Source organism: Azospirillum baldaniorum (assembly GCF_003119195.2).
Lineage (GTDB): Bacteria > Pseudomonadota > Alphaproteobacteria > Azospirillales > Azospirillaceae > Azospirillum > Azospirillum baldaniorum.
In genome coordinates this window covers 821861-843812 of sequence record NZ_CP022253.1, presented here as the reverse complement: position 1 = coordinate 843812, position 21952 = coordinate 821861, and the positions used below count along the sequence as shown (strand labels likewise).

14 protein-coding genes are annotated in these 21952 nt (G+C 64.2%); 6 read left to right on the top strand and 8 right to left on the bottom strand.

All coding sequences use genetic code 11. The features are described from left to right. Positions 1–463 precede the first annotated feature (463 nt). Both Sp245p_RS04000 and Sp245p_RS03995 read left to right on the top strand, forming a co-directional pair. Positions 464–1684: an IS256 family transposase gene (locus Sp245p_RS04000; RefSeq protein ID WP_109138360.1), complete on the top strand. Its 1221-nt coding sequence runs from the start codon at positions 464–466 to the stop codon at positions 1682–1684. Between the two features lie 376 nt (positions 1685–2060). Continuing rightward, positions 2061–2897 (top strand): DUF4344 domain-containing metallopeptidase, encoded by an 837-nt coding sequence (locus Sp245p_RS03995; protein WP_014241431.1) that lies wholly within the window; start codon positions 2061–2063, stop codon positions 2895–2897. A 426-nt stretch (positions 2898–3323) separates the two neighbouring features. On the opposite strand, the gene Sp245p_RS03990 is transcribed toward Sp245p_RS03995, so the two are convergent. The 8 genes from Sp245p_RS03990 to arcD form a co-directional block, all read right to left on the bottom strand. Continuing rightward, positions 3324–3767 (bottom strand): hypothetical protein, encoded by a 444-nt coding sequence (locus Sp245p_RS03990; RefSeq protein WP_129557151.1) that lies wholly within the window; start codon positions 3765–3767, stop codon positions 3324–3326. 183 nt (positions 3768–3950) lie between these two features. After that, a complete protein-coding gene (adhP, locus tag Sp245p_RS03985; protein ID WP_041811242.1) occupies positions 3951–4973 on the bottom strand; it encodes an alcohol dehydrogenase AdhP in 1023 nt (340 codons plus the stop codon). Positions 4974–5082: 109 nt separating this feature from the next. Then, a complete protein-coding gene (locus tag Sp245p_RS03980; RefSeq protein ID WP_014241435.1) occupies positions 5083–6306 on the bottom strand; it encodes a porin in 1224 nt (407 codons plus the stop codon). A gap of 106 nt (positions 6307–6412) precedes the next feature. Next, positions 6413–7906 (bottom strand): Na+/H+ antiporter NhaC family protein, encoded by a 1494-nt coding sequence (locus Sp245p_RS03975; RefSeq protein WP_014241436.1) that lies wholly within the window; start codon positions 7904–7906, stop codon positions 6413–6415. A gap of 43 nt (positions 7907–7949) precedes the next feature. After that, entirely contained in the window at positions 7950–8903 is a 954-nt protein-coding gene (gene arcC, locus Sp245p_RS03970) for a carbamate kinase (protein WP_014241437.1), read from the bottom strand. Positions 8904–8918: 15 nt separating this feature from the next. Next, on the bottom strand, positions 8919–9923 hold the full coding sequence (locus Sp245p_RS03965; RefSeq protein WP_014241438.1) for an ornithine carbamoyltransferase: 1005 nt from the start codon (positions 9921–9923) through the stop codon (positions 8919–8921). A gap of 47 nt (positions 9924–9970) precedes the next feature. Further along, positions 9971–11200: an arginine deiminase gene (locus tag Sp245p_RS03960; RefSeq protein ID WP_014241439.1), complete on the bottom strand. Its 1230-nt coding sequence runs from the start codon at positions 11198–11200 to the stop codon at positions 9971–9973. A gap of 71 nt (positions 11201–11271) precedes the next feature. Continuing rightward, positions 11272–12762 carry an arginine-ornithine antiporter gene (gene arcD / locus Sp245p_RS03955; RefSeq protein WP_014241440.1) on the bottom strand — a complete coding sequence of 497 codons (1491 nt, stop codon included), beginning with the start codon at positions 12760–12762 and terminating at the stop codon, positions 11272–11274. Positions 12763–13728: 966 nt separating this feature from the next. On the opposite strand from arcD, the gene Sp245p_RS03950 reads away from it, so the two are divergent. The 4 genes from Sp245p_RS03950 to glgX all read left to right on the top strand — a co-directional run bounded on the left by Sp245p_RS03950 (position 13729) and on the right by glgX (position 21906). Beyond that, the gene (locus Sp245p_RS03950; protein ID WP_014241443.1) at positions 13729–14523 is read left to right on the top strand and encodes a cyclic nucleotide-binding domain-containing protein; all 795 of its coding nucleotides are present in this window, start codon (positions 13729–13731) and stop codon (positions 14521–14523) included. 226 nt (positions 14524–14749) lie between these two features. Continuing rightward, positions 14750–17182, top strand: coding sequence for a phosphoketolase family protein (locus Sp245p_RS03945; protein WP_014241444.1), 2433 nt, complete (start codon positions 14750–14752; stop codon positions 17180–17182). 69 nt (positions 17183–17251) lie between these two features. After that, complete coding sequence (locus Sp245p_RS03940) at positions 17252–19777, top strand: glycogen/starch/alpha-glucan phosphorylase (protein ID WP_014241445.1); 2526 nt, start codon at positions 17252–17254, stop codon at positions 19775–19777. Positions 19778–19797: 20 nt separating this feature from the next. Further along, a complete protein-coding gene (gene glgX / locus Sp245p_RS03935; RefSeq protein ID WP_041811244.1) occupies positions 19798–21906 on the top strand; it encodes a glycogen debranching protein GlgX in 2109 nt (702 codons plus the stop codon). Positions 21907–21952: the final 46 nt, after the last annotated feature.

The window sequence follows — 21952 nt, the reverse complement described above, 5'->3', positions numbered from 1 at the left end:
CGGTCATGCGTGGGGTTTCCCCGAACCGGCAGACAGCGCCACGGCAAGCGAGTAACCTTTCGCGCCCCAAAGGGAAGTCAATCACGGACCGGCGGAGAAAAGCGGGCGCAGGCCGGCCAAACAGTGCGGCTTGAGCCCTTCTACAGGGTCGATGTCTGGGGAAGTATAAGCCTAACCATCCGGAAGCACGGCGGCATCTCGCCTCTGCTGAAACCACAGCAAAGTCAGCAGGAAAAACTGGCGGAGGGCCAAGTTCGAGGCGAGGTTCCCTGACCCCGACAAGGCCGACAAGAGACAGGTTCGGTCGGAGTCCGAGACCGTTCCACTGTTCAACAGGGAAAATACAGGGAAATGCGGCTGGTGCGGTGACGTGGGCTGGCGTCGGGGATACCGTTTGGTGCTGACGGGAGTGTCCGGAATTTCGTGCTCGGCGGGGTTATCCTGAAGCGAAAGGAGCCCCTGCATGGCACGACGCAAAGAGCCGGTCATCCCGGACGCAATCCTCGACCAGCTGTTGGCCGGTGCTGACGCCAAGACGGCGTTCGATCCGAACGGCCTGCTCGACCAATTGAAGAAGGCGCTGACGGAGCGGGCGCTGAAGGCGGAGTTGGATCATCACCTGGCCGGTGACGAGAGTGGCAACCGGCGCAACGGCTACGGCCGCAAGACGGTGCTGACCGAGCGTGGGTCGATGGACCTGTCCATTCCACGCGACCGGACGGGCACGTTCGACCCGGCGCTGATCGCCAAGTACCAACGGCGCTTCCCCGGCTTCGACGAGAAGATCATCTCGATGTACGCGCGAGGCATGTCGACGCGGGAGATCACCGGGCATCTGCGGGAACTCTATGGCATCGAGGTCTCGGCCGACCTGATCTCCACGGTGACGGACGCGGTGATCGAGGAGGTGACGACGTGGCAGAACCGGCCCCTGGAGGCGATCTACCCGCTGGTGTTCCTGGATGCCATCCGGGTCAAGATCCGGGACGAAGGCCTGGTGCGCAACAAGGCCATCCATGTGGCCATCGGCGTGCGCGCCGACGGCGCCAAGGAGGTGCTGGGCCTGTGGATCGAGCAGAACGAAGGCGCCAAGTTCTGGCTGCGCGTGCTGAACGAGCTGAGGAACCGGGGCGTCGAGGACATCCTGCTGGCCGTGGTCGACGGGCTGAAGGGCTTTCCCGAGGCGATCGCCGCCGCCTATCCCGAAACCATCGTCCAGACCTGCATCGTCCACCTGTTGCGCCACAGCATGGAGTTCGCGTCCTGGAAGGAGCGCAAGACCATCGCCGCCGCGCTGAAGACGGTCTACGACGCCGTCGACGACAAGGCCGCCGAGGCGGCCCTGACCGCCTTCGAGGACGGACCCTGGGGTGAAAAGTACGCGGCCATCGGCAAGGCGTGGCGACGGGCGTGGCAGGAGGTCATTCCCTTCTTCGCCTTCCCCCGCGAGGTCCGGCGCATCCTCTACACCACCAATGCCATCGAGGCTTTGAACTCGAAGCTGCGCCGGGCGGTGCGCGCCAGGGGCCACTTCCCCAATGACGAGGCGGCCCTGAAGCTCCTGTTTCTCGTCTTGAACCGCGCCGAGAAAGACTGGAAGATGCCGCCGCGCGAATGGACGGCCGCCAAGGCGCAGATGGCCGTCATCTTCGGCGAGCGGTTCGCAAAGGCGATGAACGCCTGATACTCAACCCGCCCCGCCGAGCACGAAATTCCGGACACTCCCGTGCTGACATTTTCAGCCTTGCGGCACGCCCAACCGATCCGGACGCCAATCGGAAACAGGGAATTCCTGTTCGCTGTATCCGCGCCCCTGAACGCTTGGTCGTGCCCCACAGTTCCTACACCACGCTCAGGGGCGCGACCGCACAGCTCTCGGAGCGCGACCAGAACACGCAAGTCCAGGCCATATTGGCACAGAAAACTCCATGCAACGGTAATTGCCCCTCATGGGTCTACATTTCCCCCGTCAGGATATCTGTACAGCGGTTTGGAGATCATGTTGGATGATGTCTGTGGGACTGATTAACGTCCCTTTGGTCGACAGAGGAGCGCGGCCCATGCGTGCTCATTCACGTTGCACCCGTTTCGCTTACACGTTTTGCGGCGTTCTTCTGATCGCACTGGCGACCGTTGCCATCGCTTGCCCGGCGGACGCCCGTCCAGGCGATGTGCGGATCGTCTACGCCATGCCGAAAAACCCTTCGCACGAGGCGATTTACCGGACGTTGCAGGACAAGCGCGTGCTGGAACGCATCCGCGACCGCGTCGAGGGAATCGACCTGCCGCGCGTGCTGACCATCAGAACCGAAGGGTGCGACGGTGAGATCAATGCCTCCTACGAAACCTCCGACGCCACACTGAGCATCTGCTACGAGTATCTCGCCTACATCCAGGAACTCGGACAGAACATCCCACCGGCCGGTGTCAGCGAGGGGCTGACGCCTGCGAACTACATCGTCGGCCCCTTTCTGGAGGTCGTGCTTCACGAACTCGCCCACGCCATTTTTGATCTGAAGAAAGTGCCGATCCTGGGCCGTGAGGAGGATGCCGCCGACCAGATCGCCGCCTACACGTTGTTGCAGTTGGGCAAGGACGAGGCCCGCCGGGTGATCGCCAGCGTTGCCGTGATGTACGCGAGCGAGGCAAAGGAAGCGCCGACGGAATTGAAGGACTTCGCGAACGAGCACAGCTTGCCGGCCCAACGTTTCTACAACCTGATGTGTATCAGCTATGGCTCCGACCGGAAGAGCTTCGGCGATTTCGTGGAGAAGGGCTATCTGCCGGCCGAACGGGCCGAACTGTGCGAAGAGGAGTACCGGCAGGTCAAGTTTGCCTACGAAAAGCTCGTGGCGCCCCATTTGAGGGGGGTGCGGAGGGCGAACCGCTCCGGGTAAAGCATCCGCTCCGGCTTTCCCGCGTTGCAAAGGCCAGATGAAGTTTGACCATCCCCGTTCTCCGTGCAGAGCGAATCTGGTCAGGTGGATTCAAGAACGCGGCGGAAAAAAGCAAAAAAGTCATTTCCAATGAAACCTGCTTCTATCGCAGAAGCGGCACGACCATCGGCTTGTTTTCGAGCGGGTGAACATCGTTATTATGTCCAAAAATCAGATACCCTGCGATGGTTATTGCCCCAACGACAACAATCGTTTTTGCTATCAGGATGATGAGGTGTTTATACTGGGATTTTTCCATTGGCTTCCTGCGGCTGTGCCTCATGTTCATTGCCCCGAGAGAACCGAATGTTATTTGGAACGCACGGCGCCCGAACGTTCGCAATTTTTCCTGATCTGCGAACGTCGAAGTCCGTTTGTTCCATGTCGCTAACGTCGACCACCCGACCGACCGCCACCCAGCCTGCCTCCACCAAAGCTGCCGCGATCAAACGAGCCGGTCCGGGTTCCGGCGCCACTGCGATCCGGGCCACCGCCGGATCCAGCCGGCAAGCGCGATGGCCCGGCCGCGGCAGGCGTCACGGAACGGAGCGTCCCATCGCGGACGCGGGTCTGCATGCTGGAAACCACCTGTTGCCGCTTCTCCACATCCAAGCCGCTCCATGCTTGTTGCACGCGCTCGCGCTCGTCGGCGCTGAGAGCGTTCCATCGGTCACGAATCTGCTCCTTCTCCTCGGGTGAGAGCGTGTCCCATTTCTGCTTGAGCGCGGCCTTCTGCTCGTCGGTCAGCCCGGCGAGGAAGTCCACGTCACCCTCATCATAGTAGTAGACCCAATCGTCATCATAGAACGGGTAGCCCCAAGGGTCGTTCACATAAGCAACGCTCCCCGATCCGGCACAGCCGGCCAGGACGACGACCCCCAGTGCTCCCCCCAGAAACCCGCGTCGCGACCACATGCCGATCGTTCCCTTGTTTGCAGGTTGGAACAACGTAAGTCTTGGTCGAAATCACGGGCGTGCTGCTGATCACATGGATTGGCTGCCATTTGGGGTTTGTTACATCCGCATGACCACCCGGCCGTCGATCTCGTTGTTGCGCATCCGGCTGAACACGTTGTTGATGTTGTCCAAATGCTCGACCGAATAGTGAACCTTCACCTTGCCGTCGCCGGCGAACTGGAGGCATTCGGCGAGGTCCAACCGGGTGCCGACGATCGATCCGCGGATCGTCTTCCGCATCAGAACCGTGCTGAAGATGTCCAGTTCGAACGATCCGGGCGGCAGGCCGACGAGGGCCATGGTGCCGCGCTTGGCGAGCATGCCGAGAGCCTGGTTGAAGGCATGCCGGGACACGGCGGTGACGAGCACGCCCTGGGCGCCACCGCACAAAGCCTTGACCTCGGCGACCGGATCGGTCGTCTTCGCGTTGATCGCGGCGTCCGCGCCCATGGCACGGGCGAGCGCCAGCTTTTCGTCGGAGATGTCGACGGCGATCACGTCGAGCCCCATGGCCTTCGCGTACTGGACGGCGATGTGGCCGAGTCCGCCGATCCCGGAGATCACAACCGTGTCGCCGGGCTTGGTGTCGGTTTCCTTCAGCCCCTTGTAGACGGTTACACCGGCGCACAGGATCGGGGCGGCCATTTCCCAATCAAGTCGGTCCGGCAGGTGGCCGACATAGTTGGGGTCCGCGAGCGTGTACTCCGCGAAGCCGCCGTTGACCGAGTAGCCGGTGTTCTGCTGCAGGTCGCACAAGGTTTCCCAGCCGGCGAGACACTGCCGGCAGTGCCCGCAGGCCGTGTGCAGCCAGGGAACGCCGACCCGGTCGCCCTCCTTCACCGCGGTCACGCCGGTACCCACCGCGGCAACGGTGCCGACGCCCTCATGGCCCGGAATGAAGGGCGGGTTCGGCTTCACCGGCCAGTCGCCATCGGCCGCGTGCAGGTCGGTGTGGCAGACACCCGAGGCTTCGATCTTGACCAGGATCTGGCCCGGACCGACCTCCGGCACCGGAACCTCTTCGATCGACAGCGGCATTTTGAATTGGCGGACCACCGCCGCTTTCATCGTTTTTGCCATGGTTTCCTTCCTTGCCGTGGCTTCCATGGGAACGTTGACGATACCCCGCATTCCGGCGCTTTTCGGTTCAACGCCCCACGCTGGATCAGCTTTTCCGCTCCCTTGACGCTCAGAAGGCCAGGACCGTGCGAAGCACGATGACGTGCGCCTTGTCATCCGGCGAGCCCGTGGCCGCGGTCTCGGGGCGATCGCTGTTGGAGAGCACATAGTCGTACTGGGCGTTCACGGTCAGGCCCGAAGCGACCGTGTAACCGGCGCCAACTTCGTAGGCCGTCACCCGCCGGCTGCCCGGGTCGAGCATGGAACCGGGGTCGACACCGTACTTGTAGTTCGCACCCACCACGATGGCTCCGGCGGTGTACTGCACACCCGCGGTCCAATTGTACATGTCGTCCGCGAAGAAACCCGGACGCTTGTTCTGGCCCGATTTGCCGAAGCTGGTGTAACTGCCACCGACGGCGAAGCCGGCATAACCGAGTTGGGCGCCAACCTGCCAAGCGTTCAGGTCACGGAAGGAATCCGCGGCCACCGTGCTGTCCGAGGACGTGCCCCAGAAATAGCCGGCGCTGGCCTTGACGTCGAAGCCGAAGACGTTGCCGTCATAGTTCGCGCCGACCTCGACCAGATTGGCGAAGGAGTTGGTCACGCCCTGGTTGGCGATCGCCGAAGACGCTTTCGACCGGTTGACGTCCTGATTGAAGGAGTCGTTGCGCGGGGTGTAGCTGGCACCGAACTGCACGCCGGCAAAGCGTGGGGAGAAGTAGACGATCTTCGTTGCGTTGGCGTCCGGTGTCAGCGACGGCCACAGGATGCTGGCGGCGTTGACGGCTTCGGCGACCCCACCGAGGACGTCGGAGCCCTGATACCGGCCATTCGCCGGGTTGACGGACTGCCCGGCCGTCGTCGGGCCGACCCAATTCGTCACCTGATCGAGATCGATGATGCTGGTCGGCAGATAGTCGCCCGGCGTCGAGATGAAGGTCTCATCGTTGAAGGAGTTGGACACGCCGAGGCGCACCTCGCCAAGCCTGCCCTGTGCGAAGATGAAGGCACGGTCGGCGTTGACGCCGGTGTCGGAACCGGAGGCGCGGATGCGGATGCGCCCACCATACTCCAGGCCGTTGTCCGCTTTGGCGACCGGCGTGATGTGCACGCGGAAGCGGTTGCGGAACTCGGTCGAACGCATACCGGAGTCAAGGTCCTGATTGACGAAGCCGGCTTCGAAGAAGGCATCGCCACCGATTTTTATCTCGTACTTGGCCTGGGCATTGGCGTCCCCGGCGCCCATTGCCAGAGCAGCGGCAGCGCAGCCCGCCAGAAAACAGCGGTTCATGATCGTCCCCTCCATCCTGGCAGTGATCACTCCACACGTTGAGCCAAAAGACGGAACTGCTCCCATCCGCGCCGGGCAGCGGTCGACGCCATCGTGCAAAGGCTCGTCAGCCTTGCAGCGGCGGTGCGTTGCCCGGAGGCGTGTCGATGGTCGTTCTCCACACCCGCAGACCGGAGACAGCGAAGAGAATCGTGACCAAGGGGTTGAGAATGTTGAAGAAGCAGTACATGGCGAAGCCGGTCGCCGACACGCCGAGCGCCGCCGCCATATAGGCCCCGCAACTGTTCCAGGGGATCAGCGGTGAGGTGACCGTCGCCGAATCGCCGACCACGCGCGACAGCAGCACGGGAGCGAGGCCCCTTTTCGCGAATTCCGCCTTGAACAGCCGGCCCGGCAGGGCGATCGAAATATACTGGTCCGAGGTGACGATGTTGGCGCCGATGCAGGTGGCGACCACGGTCGCGACGAGCCCGCCGACGGACCTCATCCGATGGATCACCGGGTCGATCAGGCGATTGAGGAGCCCGGCGTGCTCCACCGTCGCGCCGAACGACAGCGCGGTGATGATCAGCCACACCGTGTTCATCATGCTGGACATGCCGCCCCGCGTCAGGATGACGTCGAGGGCCTCGTTGCCGCTGTGCGCGACGTAGCCGTTGGCGAGCGCCATCCACACCCCCTTCAGCATGGCGACGGCGGCCGGCAGCTCCGGTGCGGCGGCGAAGGCGGCGACGCGCCCCGGCTCCAGGACGACCGCCAGAAGCCCGCCCGCCAGGGCGCCGAAGAAGATCGTGATGAAGGGCGGGAACCGGGCGATCGACAGGCCGAGGACCAGCAGCAGCGGCGTGAAGGCCCACAGCGACACCGTGAAGTGGCTTTCGATGCCGGACATCATGGCGGTCGCGTCGAAATCGCCGGGCGCTCCCAGCATCCCGAAGAGAAGGATGGCGACGAGCAGGGCCGGAACCGAGGTGAACAGCGATTCCCGGATGTGTTCGTAGATCCCGGACCCCGTCACCGCGGTCGCCAGATTGGCAGTGTCGGACAGTGGGGAGGCCTTGTCGCCGAAATAGGCGCCGGAGATCACCGCGCCGGCCGTGATTTCCGGCGACAGGTTCATGCTGGCCGCCACGCCCATCAGGCCGATGCCGATGGTGCCCGCCACGGTCCAGGAGCTTCCGATGCTGAAGCCGACCAAGGCGCAGATGATTGCGGTCGTGGCGTAGAAATAGTGGGGACTGAGGATCTGGAGGCCGTAATAGACCATCGCCACGATGGTGCCGCTGAGCGCCCAGGTGCCGATCAGCGCGCCCACCGCCAGCAGGATCATGATGGCCGCGAGCCCGGTGGCGATGCCGTCGACCACGGCTTGGCGCACCCCGTCCCAGGGCATCCCGTTCTTGTAGGCGATCCCCGCCGCGATGATCCCGGAAAACAGCAGCGCCACCTGGTTCGGCCCGGCGGAGGCGTCCTTGCCGAACAGGAGGTAGGACAGCGCAAGCAGGGCGATGAGGGCGATCATCGGAAGCAAGGCGTCGAGCAGCGTGGGCCGGCGCGCCTCCCGCTTTTCCTCAGCCGGCATCGAAACGTGGTTCGCCATGGCCGCAGCCCCCTTTTCCGGATCGCCGCCCCAATCAGGCCGCCTACCCGTGCCAACTCGTCGTCGTGAAGGCGTTGTCGATCAGCGTGCCCTTCTCGCCGCGCACGATTGCCGGAATGTCGGCGAGCGCCCCGATCGCCGCGGTTCGCCCCGTCGCCGTCGCGAACCGGCAGGCGGCGTCCACCTTCGGCCCCATGGACCCGGCCGGGAAGCTGTACCTGCCCATCGCGTCGGGGCTCGCGCGGTGGATGGCCCGCGCGTCCGGCGTTCCCCAGCCGAGGAACACGGCCTCGGCGTCGGTCGCCATGATGAGGAGGTCGGCACCCAGCTCGCGCGCCAGCAGCTCCGAGCAGAGGTCCTTGTCGATCACCGCCTCAACGCCGACCAGCGTACGTTCCTTACCCGGCTGGTGCATGGCCGGCTGGTACATGGTGGGTATCCCGCCGCCGCCGGCGCAAATCACGATGGTGCCCTGATCCAGCAGCCAGCGGATCGGCCGGATCTCGAAGATGCGTTTGGGGGCCGGCGACGGCACGACCCGCCGCCAGGACGCGCCGTCCGCCTTGAACACCCACCCCTTCTCGGCCGCGATGCGCTGGGCCTCGGCGGCTCCGTAGACCGGCCCCACGAACTTGGTCGGATCGCCGAAGGCCGGATCGTCGCCGTCGACCTCCACCATGGTCAGCAGCGTGGCGAAAGGCACCTCGAACGGCAGCAGGTTGCCCAGCTCCTGCTCGATCATGTAGCCGATCATGCCCTCGGTCTCGGCCCCCAGGACGTCCAGCGGATAGGCCTCGTCCGGCCGGTAGGCGGCGCCCTGGAGCGCCAGAAGCCCGACCTGCGGCCCGTTGCCGTGGCTGATCACAAGCTGATGCTCCCGGGCGACCGGGGCCATGGCCTCGGCGGCGATGCGGATGTTGCGGCGCTGCACGTCGGCGGTCATCGGCTCGCCGCGTTTCAACAGAGCGTTGCCTCCCAAAGCGACGACGACGCGCATGGTCTCATTCCCTCCTCATTCCCCCAACGTGGCGACGAGAAGCGCCTTGATCGTGTGCATGCGGTTCTCCGCCTGCTCGAAGGCAATGTTCGCTTCCGATTCGAAGACCTCGTTGGTCACCTCGAGCCCGTTGGGCATCCCGTAGTCCTCGGCGATCTGCCGGCCGAGCGTCGTCTCGCTGTCGTGGAAGGCCGGCAGGCAGTGCATGAACTTGACCTGCGGGTTGCCGCTTGCCGCCATCAGCTCCGGGTTGACCTGATAGGGCTTCAGCAGCGCGATCCGCTCCCGCCAGACGTCCTTGGGCTCGCCCATCGAAACCCAGACGTCGGTGTGGATGAAATCGACCCCGGCCACCGCTTCGGCGGTGTTGTCAGTGATGGTCAGCCGTGCGCCCGAGGCAGCCGCCAGCTTCCGGGCGATGGCGGTGTACTCCTCCGACGGCCACAGGCTCTGCGGTCCGCAGATGCGTACGTCCATGCCCATCAGGCAGCCGACGATCATCAGGGAATGGCCCATGTTGGACCGGGTGTCGCCGACATAGGCGTACGTGATGTCGGTGATCGGCTTGTCGCTGTGCTCGCGCATCGTCATGACGTCGGCGAGCATCTGGGTCGGGTGGTATTCGTCGGTGAGGCCGTTGTAGACCGGTACACCCGCGTACTTCGCCAATTGCTCCACGCCGCCCTGTGCGGCGCCACGGTACTCGATGGCGTCGTACATCCGGCCGAGGACGCGCGCGGTGTCCTTGAAGGATTCCTTATGGCCGATCTGCGAGCCCGCGGGATCGAGGTAGGTGACGTTGGCGCCCTGGTCGTGGCAGGCGACCTCGAAGGCGCAGCGGGTCCGCGTCGACGTCTTTTCGAAGATCAGGCAGATCTCCTTGCCGCGCAGGTGCTGCTGCTCGGTCCTGGCGTACTTCGCACGCTTGAGGTCGCGCGCGAGGTCGAGCACATAGCGGAACTCCCGCGGCGTGTAATCCTGGACGGTGAGCAGCGACCGGTTGCGCAGATTGAAGCTCATCTTTTCCTCCTGGGGTTCCCTCCGGGTTGGTTGTCCGCGGCGGGTCGTCAGTAGGCGGGCTCCCGCCAGATCGGGCAGGTCATGCAGTGGCCGCCGCCCCGTCCCCGGCCGAGTTCCGCCCCGCGGACGGTGATGACCTCGACGCCGGCCTTGCGCAGCAGCGTGTTGGTGTAGGTGTTGCGGTCGTAGGCCACGACCACGCCGGGTTCGAGGGCGACGACGTTGTTGCCGTCGTCCCATTGCTCGCGCTCCGCCTCGTAGGCGTTTCCGCCGGTGCCGACGATGCGGAGCCTGGAATAGCCCAGCGCGTCGGCCACGACCTCCAGAAGCGGCCTCGCCTCGGGCCGCACCTCGAAGCGTCCCTCGTCGTCCAGGGGATAGGCGCTGTAGCAGCGGATCTGGTCGACGACCTCGCGGAAGACCGTCACCAGATCGCGGTCGCAGAACGAGAACACCGTGTCCAGATGCATCGCCGCGCGGCTTTTCGGCATCAGGCAGGCGATCACCCGGGACGCCGCGTTGTTGCGGAACAGCGCGCGGGTCACCTGGCCGACCGCCTGACGGTTGGTGCGCTCCCCCATGCCGATGAGGACGACGCCCTTGCCGATCGGCATCACGTCGCCGCCCTCCAGGGAGGCGCCGGTGAAGTCCTCGTCGGAATCGCCCCACCAGATCGTGAAGCCGCCGTCCCGGAAGCGGGGGTGGAACTTGTAGACCGCCCGCTGCAGCAGCGTCTCCGGCTTGCGGGCCGGCCAGAACATCGGGTTGCAGGTCACGCCGTTGTAGATCCAGCAGGACGGGTCCCGCTGGAACAGCGTGTTGGGGATCGGCGGCAGCACGAAATCGGTGCCGCCGAACGCCTCGTTCAACAGCACGCTCACGGTGTTGTCCGGCAGGTCCGATATGGCGATGCCGCCGATGAGATGGACCGCGAGTTCCCTGGACGGCATCTCGTCCAGCCAGGGGCGCATGACCTCCACGGCGGCGACCCCGACGGTGTTGGCGGTGACGCGGCGGTCGAGCACGAACCTGCGCGCCTGAGGATCGTCGAGCGTTTGCGCCAGCAGGTCGTGCAGGTCCAGCACCTCGACCCCGCGCTCCTCCATCTTCAGCACGAGGTCGTGGTGGTCCTTTTGCGCCTCGTGCACCCAGATGACGTCATCGAACAGAAGGTCGTGGCAGTTGCCGGGGGTAAGGCGCTGGTGCGCCAGCGACGGCCGGCAAACCAGGACGGTCCGCAGCTTGCCGACTTCCGAATGCACGCCGACTTCAGACATGACGCATCTCCCTGCTTCGATGGCCCGCTATTCCGTGCGGGCCTTGTTGTCGTATGACGGCGCGGCGGCCATCACAGCGGGCTGATCCTGCCGGTCCACATGAGCCAGGCGGCGAGCACGGCGAGGACGGCGATGGCCGCCGCGATGGCCATCTCCACGCCGGTGAAGGTGCGCTCCCCGTGCTCGCGTCGGGCCCGGACATAGACGAGGATTCCCGGGGCGAAGAGGACCGCGCACATCAGCAGGTACTGAAGGCCGGCCGCGTAGACGAGCCAAAGGCCGTAGGCCGTCGCCAAGGCACCGACCAGGATGCCCTTCGTCCGCGATTCGGCACCGTAGCCTTCGCCGGTCAGGGCCAGTTTCAACGCGTAGGCGCCGGACAGGACGTAGGGGGGAAGGATCGCGACCGAGGCGATGAAGTAGAAGAACTGGTACGCGCTGCGCGAAAAGAAGCTGAGCGCGAGGAAGAGCTGGATCAGGAGATTGGTTGCCCAGAGCGCGTTCACGGGCGACCCGTTGGCGTTCTCCGCGGCGAACCATTTCGGAAAAGTCCCGTCGCGGCCGCAGGTGTAGGGAATCTCCGCGCACAGCAGCGTCCAGGAGAGGAAGGCGCCGCCGACCGAGATCACCAAGCCGATGTTGATCAGGGCGGCGCCCCACGGGCCGACGAGGGATTCGAACACGCCCGCCATGGACGGCACCTTGAGGTCGGCGAGTTCGGGTTGCCGCAGGACGCCCGTCGCCAGCAGCGAGACCAGCACGTAGATTCCCAGCGCGCCGACGAAGCCGATCACCGTCGCCCGCCCGACGTCGGAGCGGCGGGCCGCGCGGGCGGAATAGACGCTGGCGCCCTCGATGCCGATGAACACCCACAGGGTCACCAGCATGGTGCTCTTCACCTGCTCCATGACCGAGCCGAGGCCGCCCGTGCCGGACCCGGCGCCGGTTCCCCAGAAATCCACCGTGAAGCGATCCCAATGGAAGCCGACGATGGCCACCAGGACGAACAGGAACAGCGGCACCAGCTTGGCGATCGAGGTGACGACGTTCACGAAGGCCGCCTGTTTGATGCCGCTGAGCACGAGCGCGTGGATCAACCACAGGCACAGCGACGCGCCGACGATGGACGGCAGGTTGTTGCCGTCGCCGAAGATGGGGAAGAAGTGGGACAGGGCCGAGAAGATGGCCACCGCGTAGGCCACGTTTCCAAGAAAGGCGCTCAGCCAATAACCCCAGGCGCTGTTGAAGCCGACGAACGGTCCGAAGCCGGCCTTGGCATAGGCGTAGGGGCCGGCGTTCAGGTTCGGTTTGCGCACGGCCAGGTTTTGGTACACGAAGGCGAGCATCATCATGCCGATGCCGGTGATCATCCAGCCGATCAGGATGGCGCCGGGCGACGCACCCTTGGACATGTCCGACGGAAGATTGAAAACGCCGCCGCCGATCATCGAGCCGACAACGAGCGCAACGAGTGGGAGCAAGGTCAGCTTGTCCGACTTCCGGGTCTGCGCCACGCCAGCGTTTTTCACCGACACGAGATCGTTCACGTCAGCCGTCGTCATCGCCGTCTCTCCGCTATCCTCGTCTCCCTGCCGTCAGGATTCCCTCCAATGAGGCGGGCCGATGAGGTGGGGCATCTTCCCCTCCAGCGTCCACTGGTCACATCCGTTGAATGTCGTTGAAGGAATGGCGACCAGGAACGGAAGTCCCAAGCTTGACCGCTCGGCGAGCCGTTACATAAGTTCGATACGGTTTCCGCATCGCCTTTGCATCACCTACGGCGTTTTATAGGATCCTGGCGATACAGAAAAGGCTACTGCCGCTCTGAAAATTATCTGGTGTTACGGTATCTCGGCCAATGACTTTGATCGAATTAGAGAAAAAGATTATTCCTGAATGCGTTTATTTCGCAGTTGCGAATTTGCATCTGCGAAACGGCTTGGCTGCTTGGCTTCGCTTAAGGCTGTGTGATTTTCTTCTTCTTTGGCCATCAAACTGCGATGAATCAGCCTCACCGGCAGGAAGCCGCCCCATAGGACCGCAGCGTTTCGGTGGTGACCTGGGCGGGCTCGACATCGTACGTCTTGAGCAGCTTGCGTTTCGGCGCACGTCGCCCGTTTGTCGCACCGGCGCCGGGCGTACACCTGAAACGCCTGAGCGTGCTGGCGGACGGACGGCCAAAGTGCAGCCACCATTCCGCGATGGCCTCGTCGCCGACCACGATGCCGGTCGTCGCCCGGATCAGTGCGACCTCGGTAGGCTCAAGTCGGAGCAATGGGACACCCAGCTGTTAGCCGGAAACGGCGGAGTGCGAAATCATGACTATGTTGAGCCGATGGAAGGATCGATGGCCGCACACTCACAACCATCGTGTCGTACGATGGAACGATGCACCAAAAGAAAGGAGAAGCGGGGCTCCGTCGTGTGCGTCCATTTTCTCGGTGGGTTTCACTTCTGCTTTCATCGTACAGAATCCCCGTCTGTCGTGCCATTGCGACGCACGGCCAAACAGCGGAGAACTTCCGGATATGGCCCAATCCATTCAGTTCAAATCAGGCGATTTGCTGTTCCGGCGGGGGGACGCGAGCGACTGCGTTTTTTGGGTCAGGCACGGTGAAATCGAAGTCCTGCGCGAGAATGGAGACAACGCCATCCTGATCGGGCATGTGCGGGGCGGCGAGTGGCTGGGCGAGATGGGCGTCATTGAAGGCCGCAGCCGGAGTGCCACCGCCCGGGCTGTCAGCGATGGCGCCGCGGAAGTCCTCACCCCGCAGGAGTTCCTGGACCGGGTGAGCCGGGACGCATCCCTGGCACGCGGGTTGATCCAGCGTCTCAGCATCCGTCTGCGGACGATCGAGGACAAGATTGCCGGCGATCTGCTGCTCTCGACGCGCGAGGCGGAAACGTCAGAGAACGGCGCGCCGTCGTCGGAGGCACTTCCCAACGGCAACGAACGCATTCTATTGACCGCCGGGTCGGACTCCCTGCGCAGCCGGATCGGTCCAAGCCCAATTCAGGTTGGGCAACTGCCCTTCGTGGTCGGTCGGCTCCCGATCAACGGCGAAGCACCGCCCCCACGGTCACCCGATCTGTCCATCGACGATCAGCCACCGTTTCGCCTGTCGCGCGATCACTTCATGATCAGCCGCAGCCAGGGCCGGCTGCTCGTGTCCGATCTTGGCAGCACGCTTGGGACGGTCGTCAACGGGCAGCCGATCGGGCATGATTTCATGAGGGACACCGCCCTTCTGAACCACGGTGAGAACCGCGTCGTTGCGGGCGGCTGGGGATCGGCCTTCGAGTTCATCGTTTCCATCGGCTGAAGGGGCGCTGCCGAACAAAAGCGCTTTTTCGCATCCCGCGAAGCGGATGCCGGACCCAGGTCATACACCGATGAGACCGAGACGGAATGGGCGGGCACTGGCACTCTGACCGCTGCCACGCTTGGTGGAATGATGGATGCCGCACACCGACCCGATCCAACGCCGAGAGGTCGGGCGTGGCATCGCAGAGGACCGCGTCACATCACCAGGGCTGCGGGAGGCGGGCATGGCCGAAGCGCTGTCAGTCAAGGAAAAGGCTCTCATCGACGCATACTGGCGGGCAGCCAACTATTTGTCCGTCGGCCAAATTTATCTTTATGACAATCCATTGCTCAAAGTTCCCCTTACCCTCGAACACATAAAGCCGAGGTTGCTGGGGCATTGGGGAACCACGCCCGGCTTGAATTTCATCTATGTCCATCTGAATCGGATGATCCGGCAATTGGATCTGAACATGATCTGTATTGCCGGTCCCGGGCATGGCGGACCGGCCATGGTCGCGAATGCCTATCTTGAGGGAACCTACAGCGAAGTCTACCCGAACATCTCGCTGGATGAGGAGGGCATCAAGCGCCTCTTCACCCAATTCTCGTTTCCTGGCGGGATTCCCAGCCACGTCGCGCCGGAGACGCCCGGTTCGATTCATGAAGGCGGCGAACTCGGATACGCCGTGTCCCACGCGTACGGAGCCGCCTTCGACAACCCCGACCTGATCGTCGCCTGCATCGTCGGCGACGGGGAGGCGGAAACCGGACCGCTGGCGACGAGCTGGCATTCCAACAAGTTCCTCAACCCGCTCAGCGATGGCGCCGTTCTGCCGATCCTGCACCTCAACGGCTACAAGATCGCCAACCCCACCATTCTCTCCCGGATCAGCCACGAGGAGCTGGAGCAGCTTTTCCGCGGGTATGGATACATCCCCTATTTCGTGGAAGGCCACGAACCGGACGACATGCATGAACGCATGGCCTCCGCTCTGGACACGGCCATCGCCGACATTCGGCGGATCAAGGACGACGCGCGCCGCAACGGGGTCACGCAGCGTCCCCGCTGGCCCCTGATCGTGCTCCGCACACCGAAGGGATGGACATGCCCGAAGGAGATCGACGGCAAGCGGGCCGAGGATTTCTGGCGTTCGCATCAGGTCCCGATGGGGGAAATGCATGAGAACCCGGACCATGTGCGTGTTCTCGAAGAGTGGATGAAAAGCTACCGTCCCGAGGAGCTTTTTGACGAGGGAGGCCGCCTCCGCCCCGACCTCGCCGACCTGGCACCCCGCGGCATTCGCCGTATGAGCGCCAACCCGCACGCCAACGGCGGCACGCTCCTGCGCGATCTGCGTCTTCCGGATTTCCGCGACTACGCCGTCCCGGTGGAGGCTCCCGGCGTGGCCGTCGCAGAAGCCACCCGCGTGATGGGGCGGTTTCTCCGCGATGTGATGAAGCCGAACCTCGACGCGCGGAACTTCCGGCTCTTCAGTCCCGATGAGAACAACTCCAACCGCTGGCAGGACGTGCTCCAGGTCACGGACCGGACATGGGTTGCCGACACCGTCCCGTGGGACGACCATCTCGCCCCGGACGGCCGGGTCATGGAGATGCTCAGCGAACACCAATGCCAGGGGTGGCTCGAAGGCTATCTGCTGACGGGCCGGCATGGATTCTTCTCCTGCTACGAAGCTTTCATCCACATCGTCGATTCGATGTTCAACCAGCACGCCAAGTGGCTGAAGGTCTGCCGGACCATTCCCTGGCGGCGTCCCGTCGCCTCGTTGAACTACCTGCTGTCCAGCCATGTCTGGCGCCAGGACCACAACGGCTTCAGCCACCAGGACCCCGGCTTCATCGACCATGTGGTGAACAAGAAGGCCGACGTCGTCCGGGTCTATCTGCCACCCGATGCCAATTGCCTGCTGTCGGTCACGGACCATTGCCTGCGCAGCCGGAACTGCGTCAACGTCGTCGTCGCCGGGAAGCAACCGGCCCCGCAGTGGTTGACGATGGATGAAGCCATCAGGCATTGCACGGCCGGCCTGGGGATCTGGGAATGGGCCAGCAACGACCGCGGCGGCGAACCCGATGTGGTGATGGCCTGCTGCGGCGACGTGCCGACACTGGAAACCCTGGCGGCGGTCGATCTCCTGCGCCATTACGCCCCGGACCTGAAGGTCCGCGTCATCAACGTCGTCGACCTCATGACCTTGCAGCCCCCGGGGGAGCATCCGCACGGGCTTCCGGATCGCGACTTCGACGCGCTGTTCACCACCGACAAGCCGATCATCTTCGCCTTCCACGGCTACCCCTGGCTCATTCATCGGCTGACGTACCGGCGGGCCGGTCACGGGAACCTGCATGTGCGTGGCTACAAGGAGGAAGGCACCACCAGCACGCCTTTCGACATGTGCGTGCTGAACGATCTCGACCGGTTCCACCTCGTGGGCGACGTGATCGACCGGGTTCCGGCGCTCGGCGCGAGCGCCGCCTACGTCAAGCAGGCCATGCGCGACAAGCTCATCGCGCACAAGGAACACATCAGGCGGTATGGCGACGACATGCCCGAGATCGCGGGATGGATATGGGACCAGACGGGCGCGGGCCAGCCGGGAGCAAGCCGGACAGGAGCGGTCGCAGCCGCCTCGACCGAGGCCGACAATGTTTGAACCATAAGGCGATGGTCGGGCCATCCGTCGGACGGCGCGGCGGCTCCGACCGGGCGAGGAGGAAACGCCATGAGCAGCGACATGACCATGGCCGACGCAACGGCGTCGAACGTCTCCGGATCGACGGATCTGCTCCAGCGATACGGGTGCGGCCCGATCCACTTCACCGGAACGCGCGACGCGCTCTACGAGCGGCACCTGATGTTCGACCATGTGGTCGATCCCACGTCGGTCGGTCCACGCGAACGCTACGAGGCGGTCGCCCGCTCCGTGCGCGACGTGCTGTCACAGCGGTGGCTTCGCACCGAGCAGACCTACGAACGCGAGAATCCGAAACGCGTCTACTACCTTTCCCTGGAGTTCCTCATCGGGCGGTCCCTGGCCAACAACGTCATGAACCTCCTTCTCGATCCGGTCGTGGCGCGGGTCGCCGACGAGAAGGGGATCGACTGGCTTGCCCTGCTCGACGAGGAGCCCGACGCCGGGCTGGGGAACGGGGGGCTCGGCCGGTTGGCGGCCTGCTTCATCGACTCCATGGCCACGATGCAGATCCCGGCCATGGGATATGGGCTCCGCTACGAATACGGCATTTTCCGGCAGAGCCTGCGGGATGGCTGGCAGCAGGAACAGCCCGACAACTGGCTGCGCCGGCCCGATCCCTGGGAGGTCGCCCGGCCGCAGGAGTCCGTGGAGATCAGGCTCGGCTGCTCGTTCGAGGTGCGCAACGGGACGTTCGCCGCCGTGCCCGGCCGGCCGTCCAGCCTGCTCGGCGTTCCGTATGACCGCCCCGTCATCGGATACGGCGGCCGAACGATCAACACGTTGCGGCTCTGGGCGGCGGCGGCACCGCACGCGCTGGACTTCCAGGCGTTCAGCGCCGGCGACTTCGTCAGCGCGCTCGCCGAACGGCTCTCGGCGGAGTCCCTCACACGGGTCCTGTACCCCGACGATTCGACGAGCATGGGTCAGGGCCTGCGCTTCGTGCAGGAGTATTTTCTGGTCGCCTGTTCCCTGGCGGATCTCGTGCGGCGCTTCCGCCGGACCAATCCGGTCGGCAGCCCGACCGATTGGCGGGCGCTCCCCGATAAGGTCGCCGTCCAGCTCAACGACACCCACCCGAGCCTGACGGTGTCCGAACTGATGCGGATCCTGCTCGACGACGCGGGGCTCGGCTGGGAGGAGGCGTGGGATCTCACGCGGCGCACACTTGCCTACACGAATCACACCCTGCTGCCCGAGGCGCTCGAAAAATGGCCGCTGCCCTGGTTCGAGCTTCTGCTGCCGCGCCACCTGGAGATCATCCTGGAGATCAACCGCCGGCTTCTTGACGAAGCGCGGACCCGCTTTCCCGGCGATGAGGGCCGTATCGAGCGTGTGAGCCTGATCGAGGAGGGCGGTCCGCGGAAGATCCGGATGGCCAACCTCGCCATCGTCGGATCGCACAGCACCAACGGGGTCGCTGCGATCCATTCCGATCTGCTGCGCACCGTGACGGTCCAGGATCTGGCCGAACTGTATCCCGAGCGCTTCAGCAACAAGACCAACGGCGTGACGCCCCGGCGTTGGCTTCGGCTGGCCAACCCCGCCCTCTCCCGCTGCATCACCGACGCCATTGGGGACGGATGGATCACCGACCTGTCCCAATTGGCCAAGCTGACGCCGCTTGCCGACGACGGGGCTTTCCAGGACGCCGTGCGGGAGGCAAAGCGCGCCATGAAGCACCGCTTCGTGGCGTGGCTTGCATCGACCAACGGCATCGCCGTCGATCCCGACACGATCTTCGACTGCCAGATCAAACGCATCCACGAATACAAGCGGCAGCTTCTGAACGCGCTGCGGATCGTCGTGCTCTACAACCGGATGCGGCAGAATCCCGACCTCGACATGGTGCCGCGGACCTTCTTCTTCGCGGGAAAGGCGGCACCCGCCTACCGTCTCGCCAAGGTGATCATCAAATTCCTCAACAACCTCGCGGCCGCCATCGATGACGACCCGGTGGTGCGCGGCCGTCTCAGGGTGGTGTTCCTGCCCGAGTACGGCGTGTCCCTGGCCGAGAAGCTGATTCCCGCCTCCGACGTGTCCAACCAGATCTCGACGGCGGGCTATGAGGCGAGCGGCACCAGCAACATGAAGTTCATGATGAACGGCGCATTGACGATCGGCACGCACGATGGCGCGACGATCGAGATGGCGCAAGCCGCCGGCGAGGAAAACTTCTTCCTGTTCGGGTTGACGGCGGACCAGGTGAGCGGCAGCGCCGGCTGGTACAGCCCTTTCTGGCATCACCACAACGAACCGGAAACCCGCGCCGCGCTGGATCTGATCTTTTCCGACCATTTCAACCGCAACGAACCGGGCATCTTCGAACCTCTGCGCGACGCGCTGCTGACGGGTGGGGACCGATTCATGCATCTCGCCGATCTCACAGCCTATCTGGAGGCAGACCGGCGGTTGCTGGCGTCCTACGCGGCCCCGCAGGACTGGACGCGCAAGGTCATCATGAACATCGCCAACTCTGGCCGGTTTTCCAGCGATCGCACCATCGCTGAATACGCCGCCGAGATATGGGATGCGAAGCCATGCCCGGTGCCGTAAGGGACGGATCGGCAATCCAGATGGACGCGGATACGGGGCGGACCGGCACACCCAGTCCCCCCGCTCGGGGAGCTGCGGCGCCGCTGGGAGCGATCCCCACCGGCCAGGGGACGAACTTCAGCGTGTTTTCGAAGCACGCGACCGGAATCGAGCTGCTGCTTTTCGACCGCGCCGAGAATGCGGGGCCTGCGCGCGTGATCCACCTCGATCCCTCCACCCATCGCACCTATCATTACTGGCACGTGTTTCTTCCCGGCGTGACGGCCGGCCAAATCTATGGGTATCGCGCCGAGGGGCCATGGGACCCCGCCAACGGCCTGCGCTTCGATCGGGACAAGCTTCTCCTTGATCCCTATGGCCGCGCGGTGGTCGTTCCGGACCGCTACAGCCGCGACGACATCCGCAAACCCGGTGACGATTGCGGCGGCGCCATGAAAAGCGTGGTTGTGGATCCGGGGTCCTACGATTGGGAAGGCGACGCACCGTTGCGGCGGTCGTCCGCGCAGACCATCGTGTATGAGATGCATGTGCGCGGATTCACACGCCATCCCAGTTCCGGCGTCGGCGGGAAGACCCGCGGCACGTTTGCCGGGCTGATCGAGAAGATTCCGTACCTGCAGAAATTGGGCGTCACCGCGGTGGAACTGCTGCCGGTGTTCCAATTCGATGCGCAGGATTGCCCGCCGGGAAAGGTCAACTACTGGGGATACGCGCCGGTCTCGTTCTTTGCGCCGCATGCGGCGTACAGTTCGCGTTCCGATCCGCTCGGTCCGCTGGACGAGTTCCGCGACATGGTCAAGGCGCTGCACCGCGGCGGCATCGAGGTCATCCTCGACGTCGTTTTCAACCACACGGCGGAAGGCGACCACAACGGGCCGACCCTGTGTTTCCGAGGGTTGGACAATCCCACCTACTATCTTCTCGAGGACGACCGATCCCGCTACGCCAACTACACGGGCACCGGGAACACCTTGAACGCCAATCACCCTGTCGTCCGGCGCATGATCGTGGACAGCCTTCGATACTGGGTCGAGACGATGCATGTGGACGGCTTCCGCTTCGATCTGGCCTCGGTTCTGTCCCGCGACACATCGGGGCATCCGATCCCGAACGCGCCGATCCTGTGGGACATCGAAACGGAACCGGCGCTTGCCGGTACGAAGCTGATCGCCGAGGCTTGGGATGCGGCGGGCCTTTATCAGGTCGGCAGTTTCGTCGGCGACAGCTGGAAGGAATGGAACGGACGGTTCCGTGACGACGTGCGTGCGTTTTTCCGCGGTGAACCGGGATCGGTGACCCAGATCGCGGACCGCATCCTGGGCAGCCCGGAGATCTACGGGCATGAGGAGCGGGAGGCTGAACAAAGCGTCAACTTCGTGACCTGCCATGACGGTTTTACGCTCAACGACGTGGTGTCCTACGATCGCAAGCACAACGAGGCGAACGGCGAGGACAACCGCGATGGCGCGGACGACAACCGCAGTTGGAACTGCGGCGTCGAAGGCCCGAGCGACGATCCGGCAATCGAGCGGCTGAGAAGCCGCCAAGTGAAGAACCTCCTGACCGTGACGATGCTATCGCTCGGCATCCCGATGATCACGATGGGCGACGAGGCGCGGCGCACCCAGTCCGGCAACAACAACGCCTACTGCCAGGACAACGAGACCAGTTGGTTTGATTGGACGCTGGTCGAGACGCACGCGGACGTGCACCGGTTCGTCACTGTGCTCAACACACGCCGAAGTCTGCGGGACAGGATGTACGAGCGGGTGCCTTTGCGGCAGCTGCTCCGGAAGGCGAAGATAACCTGGCACGGCGTGACCCCCGAGCAACCGGATTGGAGCCGCGATTCCCACAGCATCGCCGTCGAAGCGAAGGTGGAGCAGGGTCGGCTTCGCATTTACCTGATCCTGAACGCCTACTGGAAACCGCTTCGCTTTGACCTTCCGCCAGCAAATGACGGTCGTGTTGGCCCATGGCGCCGATGGATCGACACCTCGCTCGACCCCCCATGTGATATCGTCGAGTGGAACTTGGCGCCGACGCTGAGTGAGTTGTCCTATCTGGTGGAAGCGCGGTCCGTCGTCGTGCTGATCCATGACGCCGGCGAACCGACCCAACTGTCGTGACCCGTGCCAAGCGTTGGTGTCTGGTTTTGGCGGAGGGAGACCGTGA

What these genes read in the sequence shown, in the direction of transcription:
- Sp245p_RS03975 (WP_014241436.1), bottom strand. Translation starts at nt 7,906, where the DNA reads ATGGCGAACCACGTTTCGATGCCGGCTGAGGAAAAGCGGGAGGCGCGC.
- Sp245p_RS03950 (WP_014241443.1), top strand. Translation starts at nt 13,729, where the DNA reads ATGGCCCAATCCATTCAGTTCAAATCAGGCGATTTGCTGTTCCGGCGG.
- arcD (WP_014241440.1), bottom strand. Translation starts at nt 12,762, where the DNA reads ATGACGACGGCTGACGTGAACGATCTCGTGTCGGTGAAAAACGCTGGC.
- Sp245p_RS03965 (WP_014241438.1), bottom strand. Translation starts at nt 9,923, where the DNA reads ATGAGCTTCAATCTGCGCAACCGGTCGCTGCTCACCGTCCAGGATTAC.
- Sp245p_RS03960 (WP_014241439.1), bottom strand. Translation starts at nt 11,200, where the DNA reads ATGTCTGAAGTCGGCGTGCATTCGGAAGTCGGCAAGCTGCGGACCGTC.
- Sp245p_RS03995 (WP_014241431.1), top strand. Translation starts at nt 2,061, where the DNA reads ATGCGTGCTCATTCACGTTGCACCCGTTTCGCTTACACGTTTTGCGGC.
- Sp245p_RS03940 (WP_014241445.1), top strand. Translation starts at nt 17,252, where the DNA reads ATGAGCAGCGACATGACCATGGCCGACGCAACGGCGTCGAACGTCTCC.
- adhP (WP_041811242.1), bottom strand. Translation starts at nt 4,973, where the DNA reads ATGGCAAAAACGATGAAAGCGGCGGTGGTCCGCCAATTCAAAATGCCG.
- Sp245p_RS03945 (WP_014241444.1), top strand. Translation starts at nt 14,750, where the DNA reads ATGGCCGAAGCGCTGTCAGTCAAGGAAAAGGCTCTCATCGACGCATAC.
- arcC (WP_014241437.1), bottom strand. Translation starts at nt 8,903, where the DNA reads ATGCGCGTCGTCGTCGCTTTGGGAGGCAACGCTCTGTTGAAACGCGGC.
- glgX (WP_041811244.1), top strand. Translation starts at nt 19,798, where the DNA reads ATGGACGCGGATACGGGGCGGACCGGCACACCCAGTCCCCCCGCTCGG.
- Sp245p_RS03980 (WP_014241435.1), bottom strand. Translation starts at nt 6,306, where the DNA reads ATGAACCGCTGTTTTCTGGCGGGCTGCGCTGCCGCTGCTCTGGCAATG.
- Sp245p_RS04000 (WP_109138360.1), top strand. Translation starts at nt 464, where the DNA reads ATGGCACGACGCAAAGAGCCGGTCATCCCGGACGCAATCCTCGACCAG.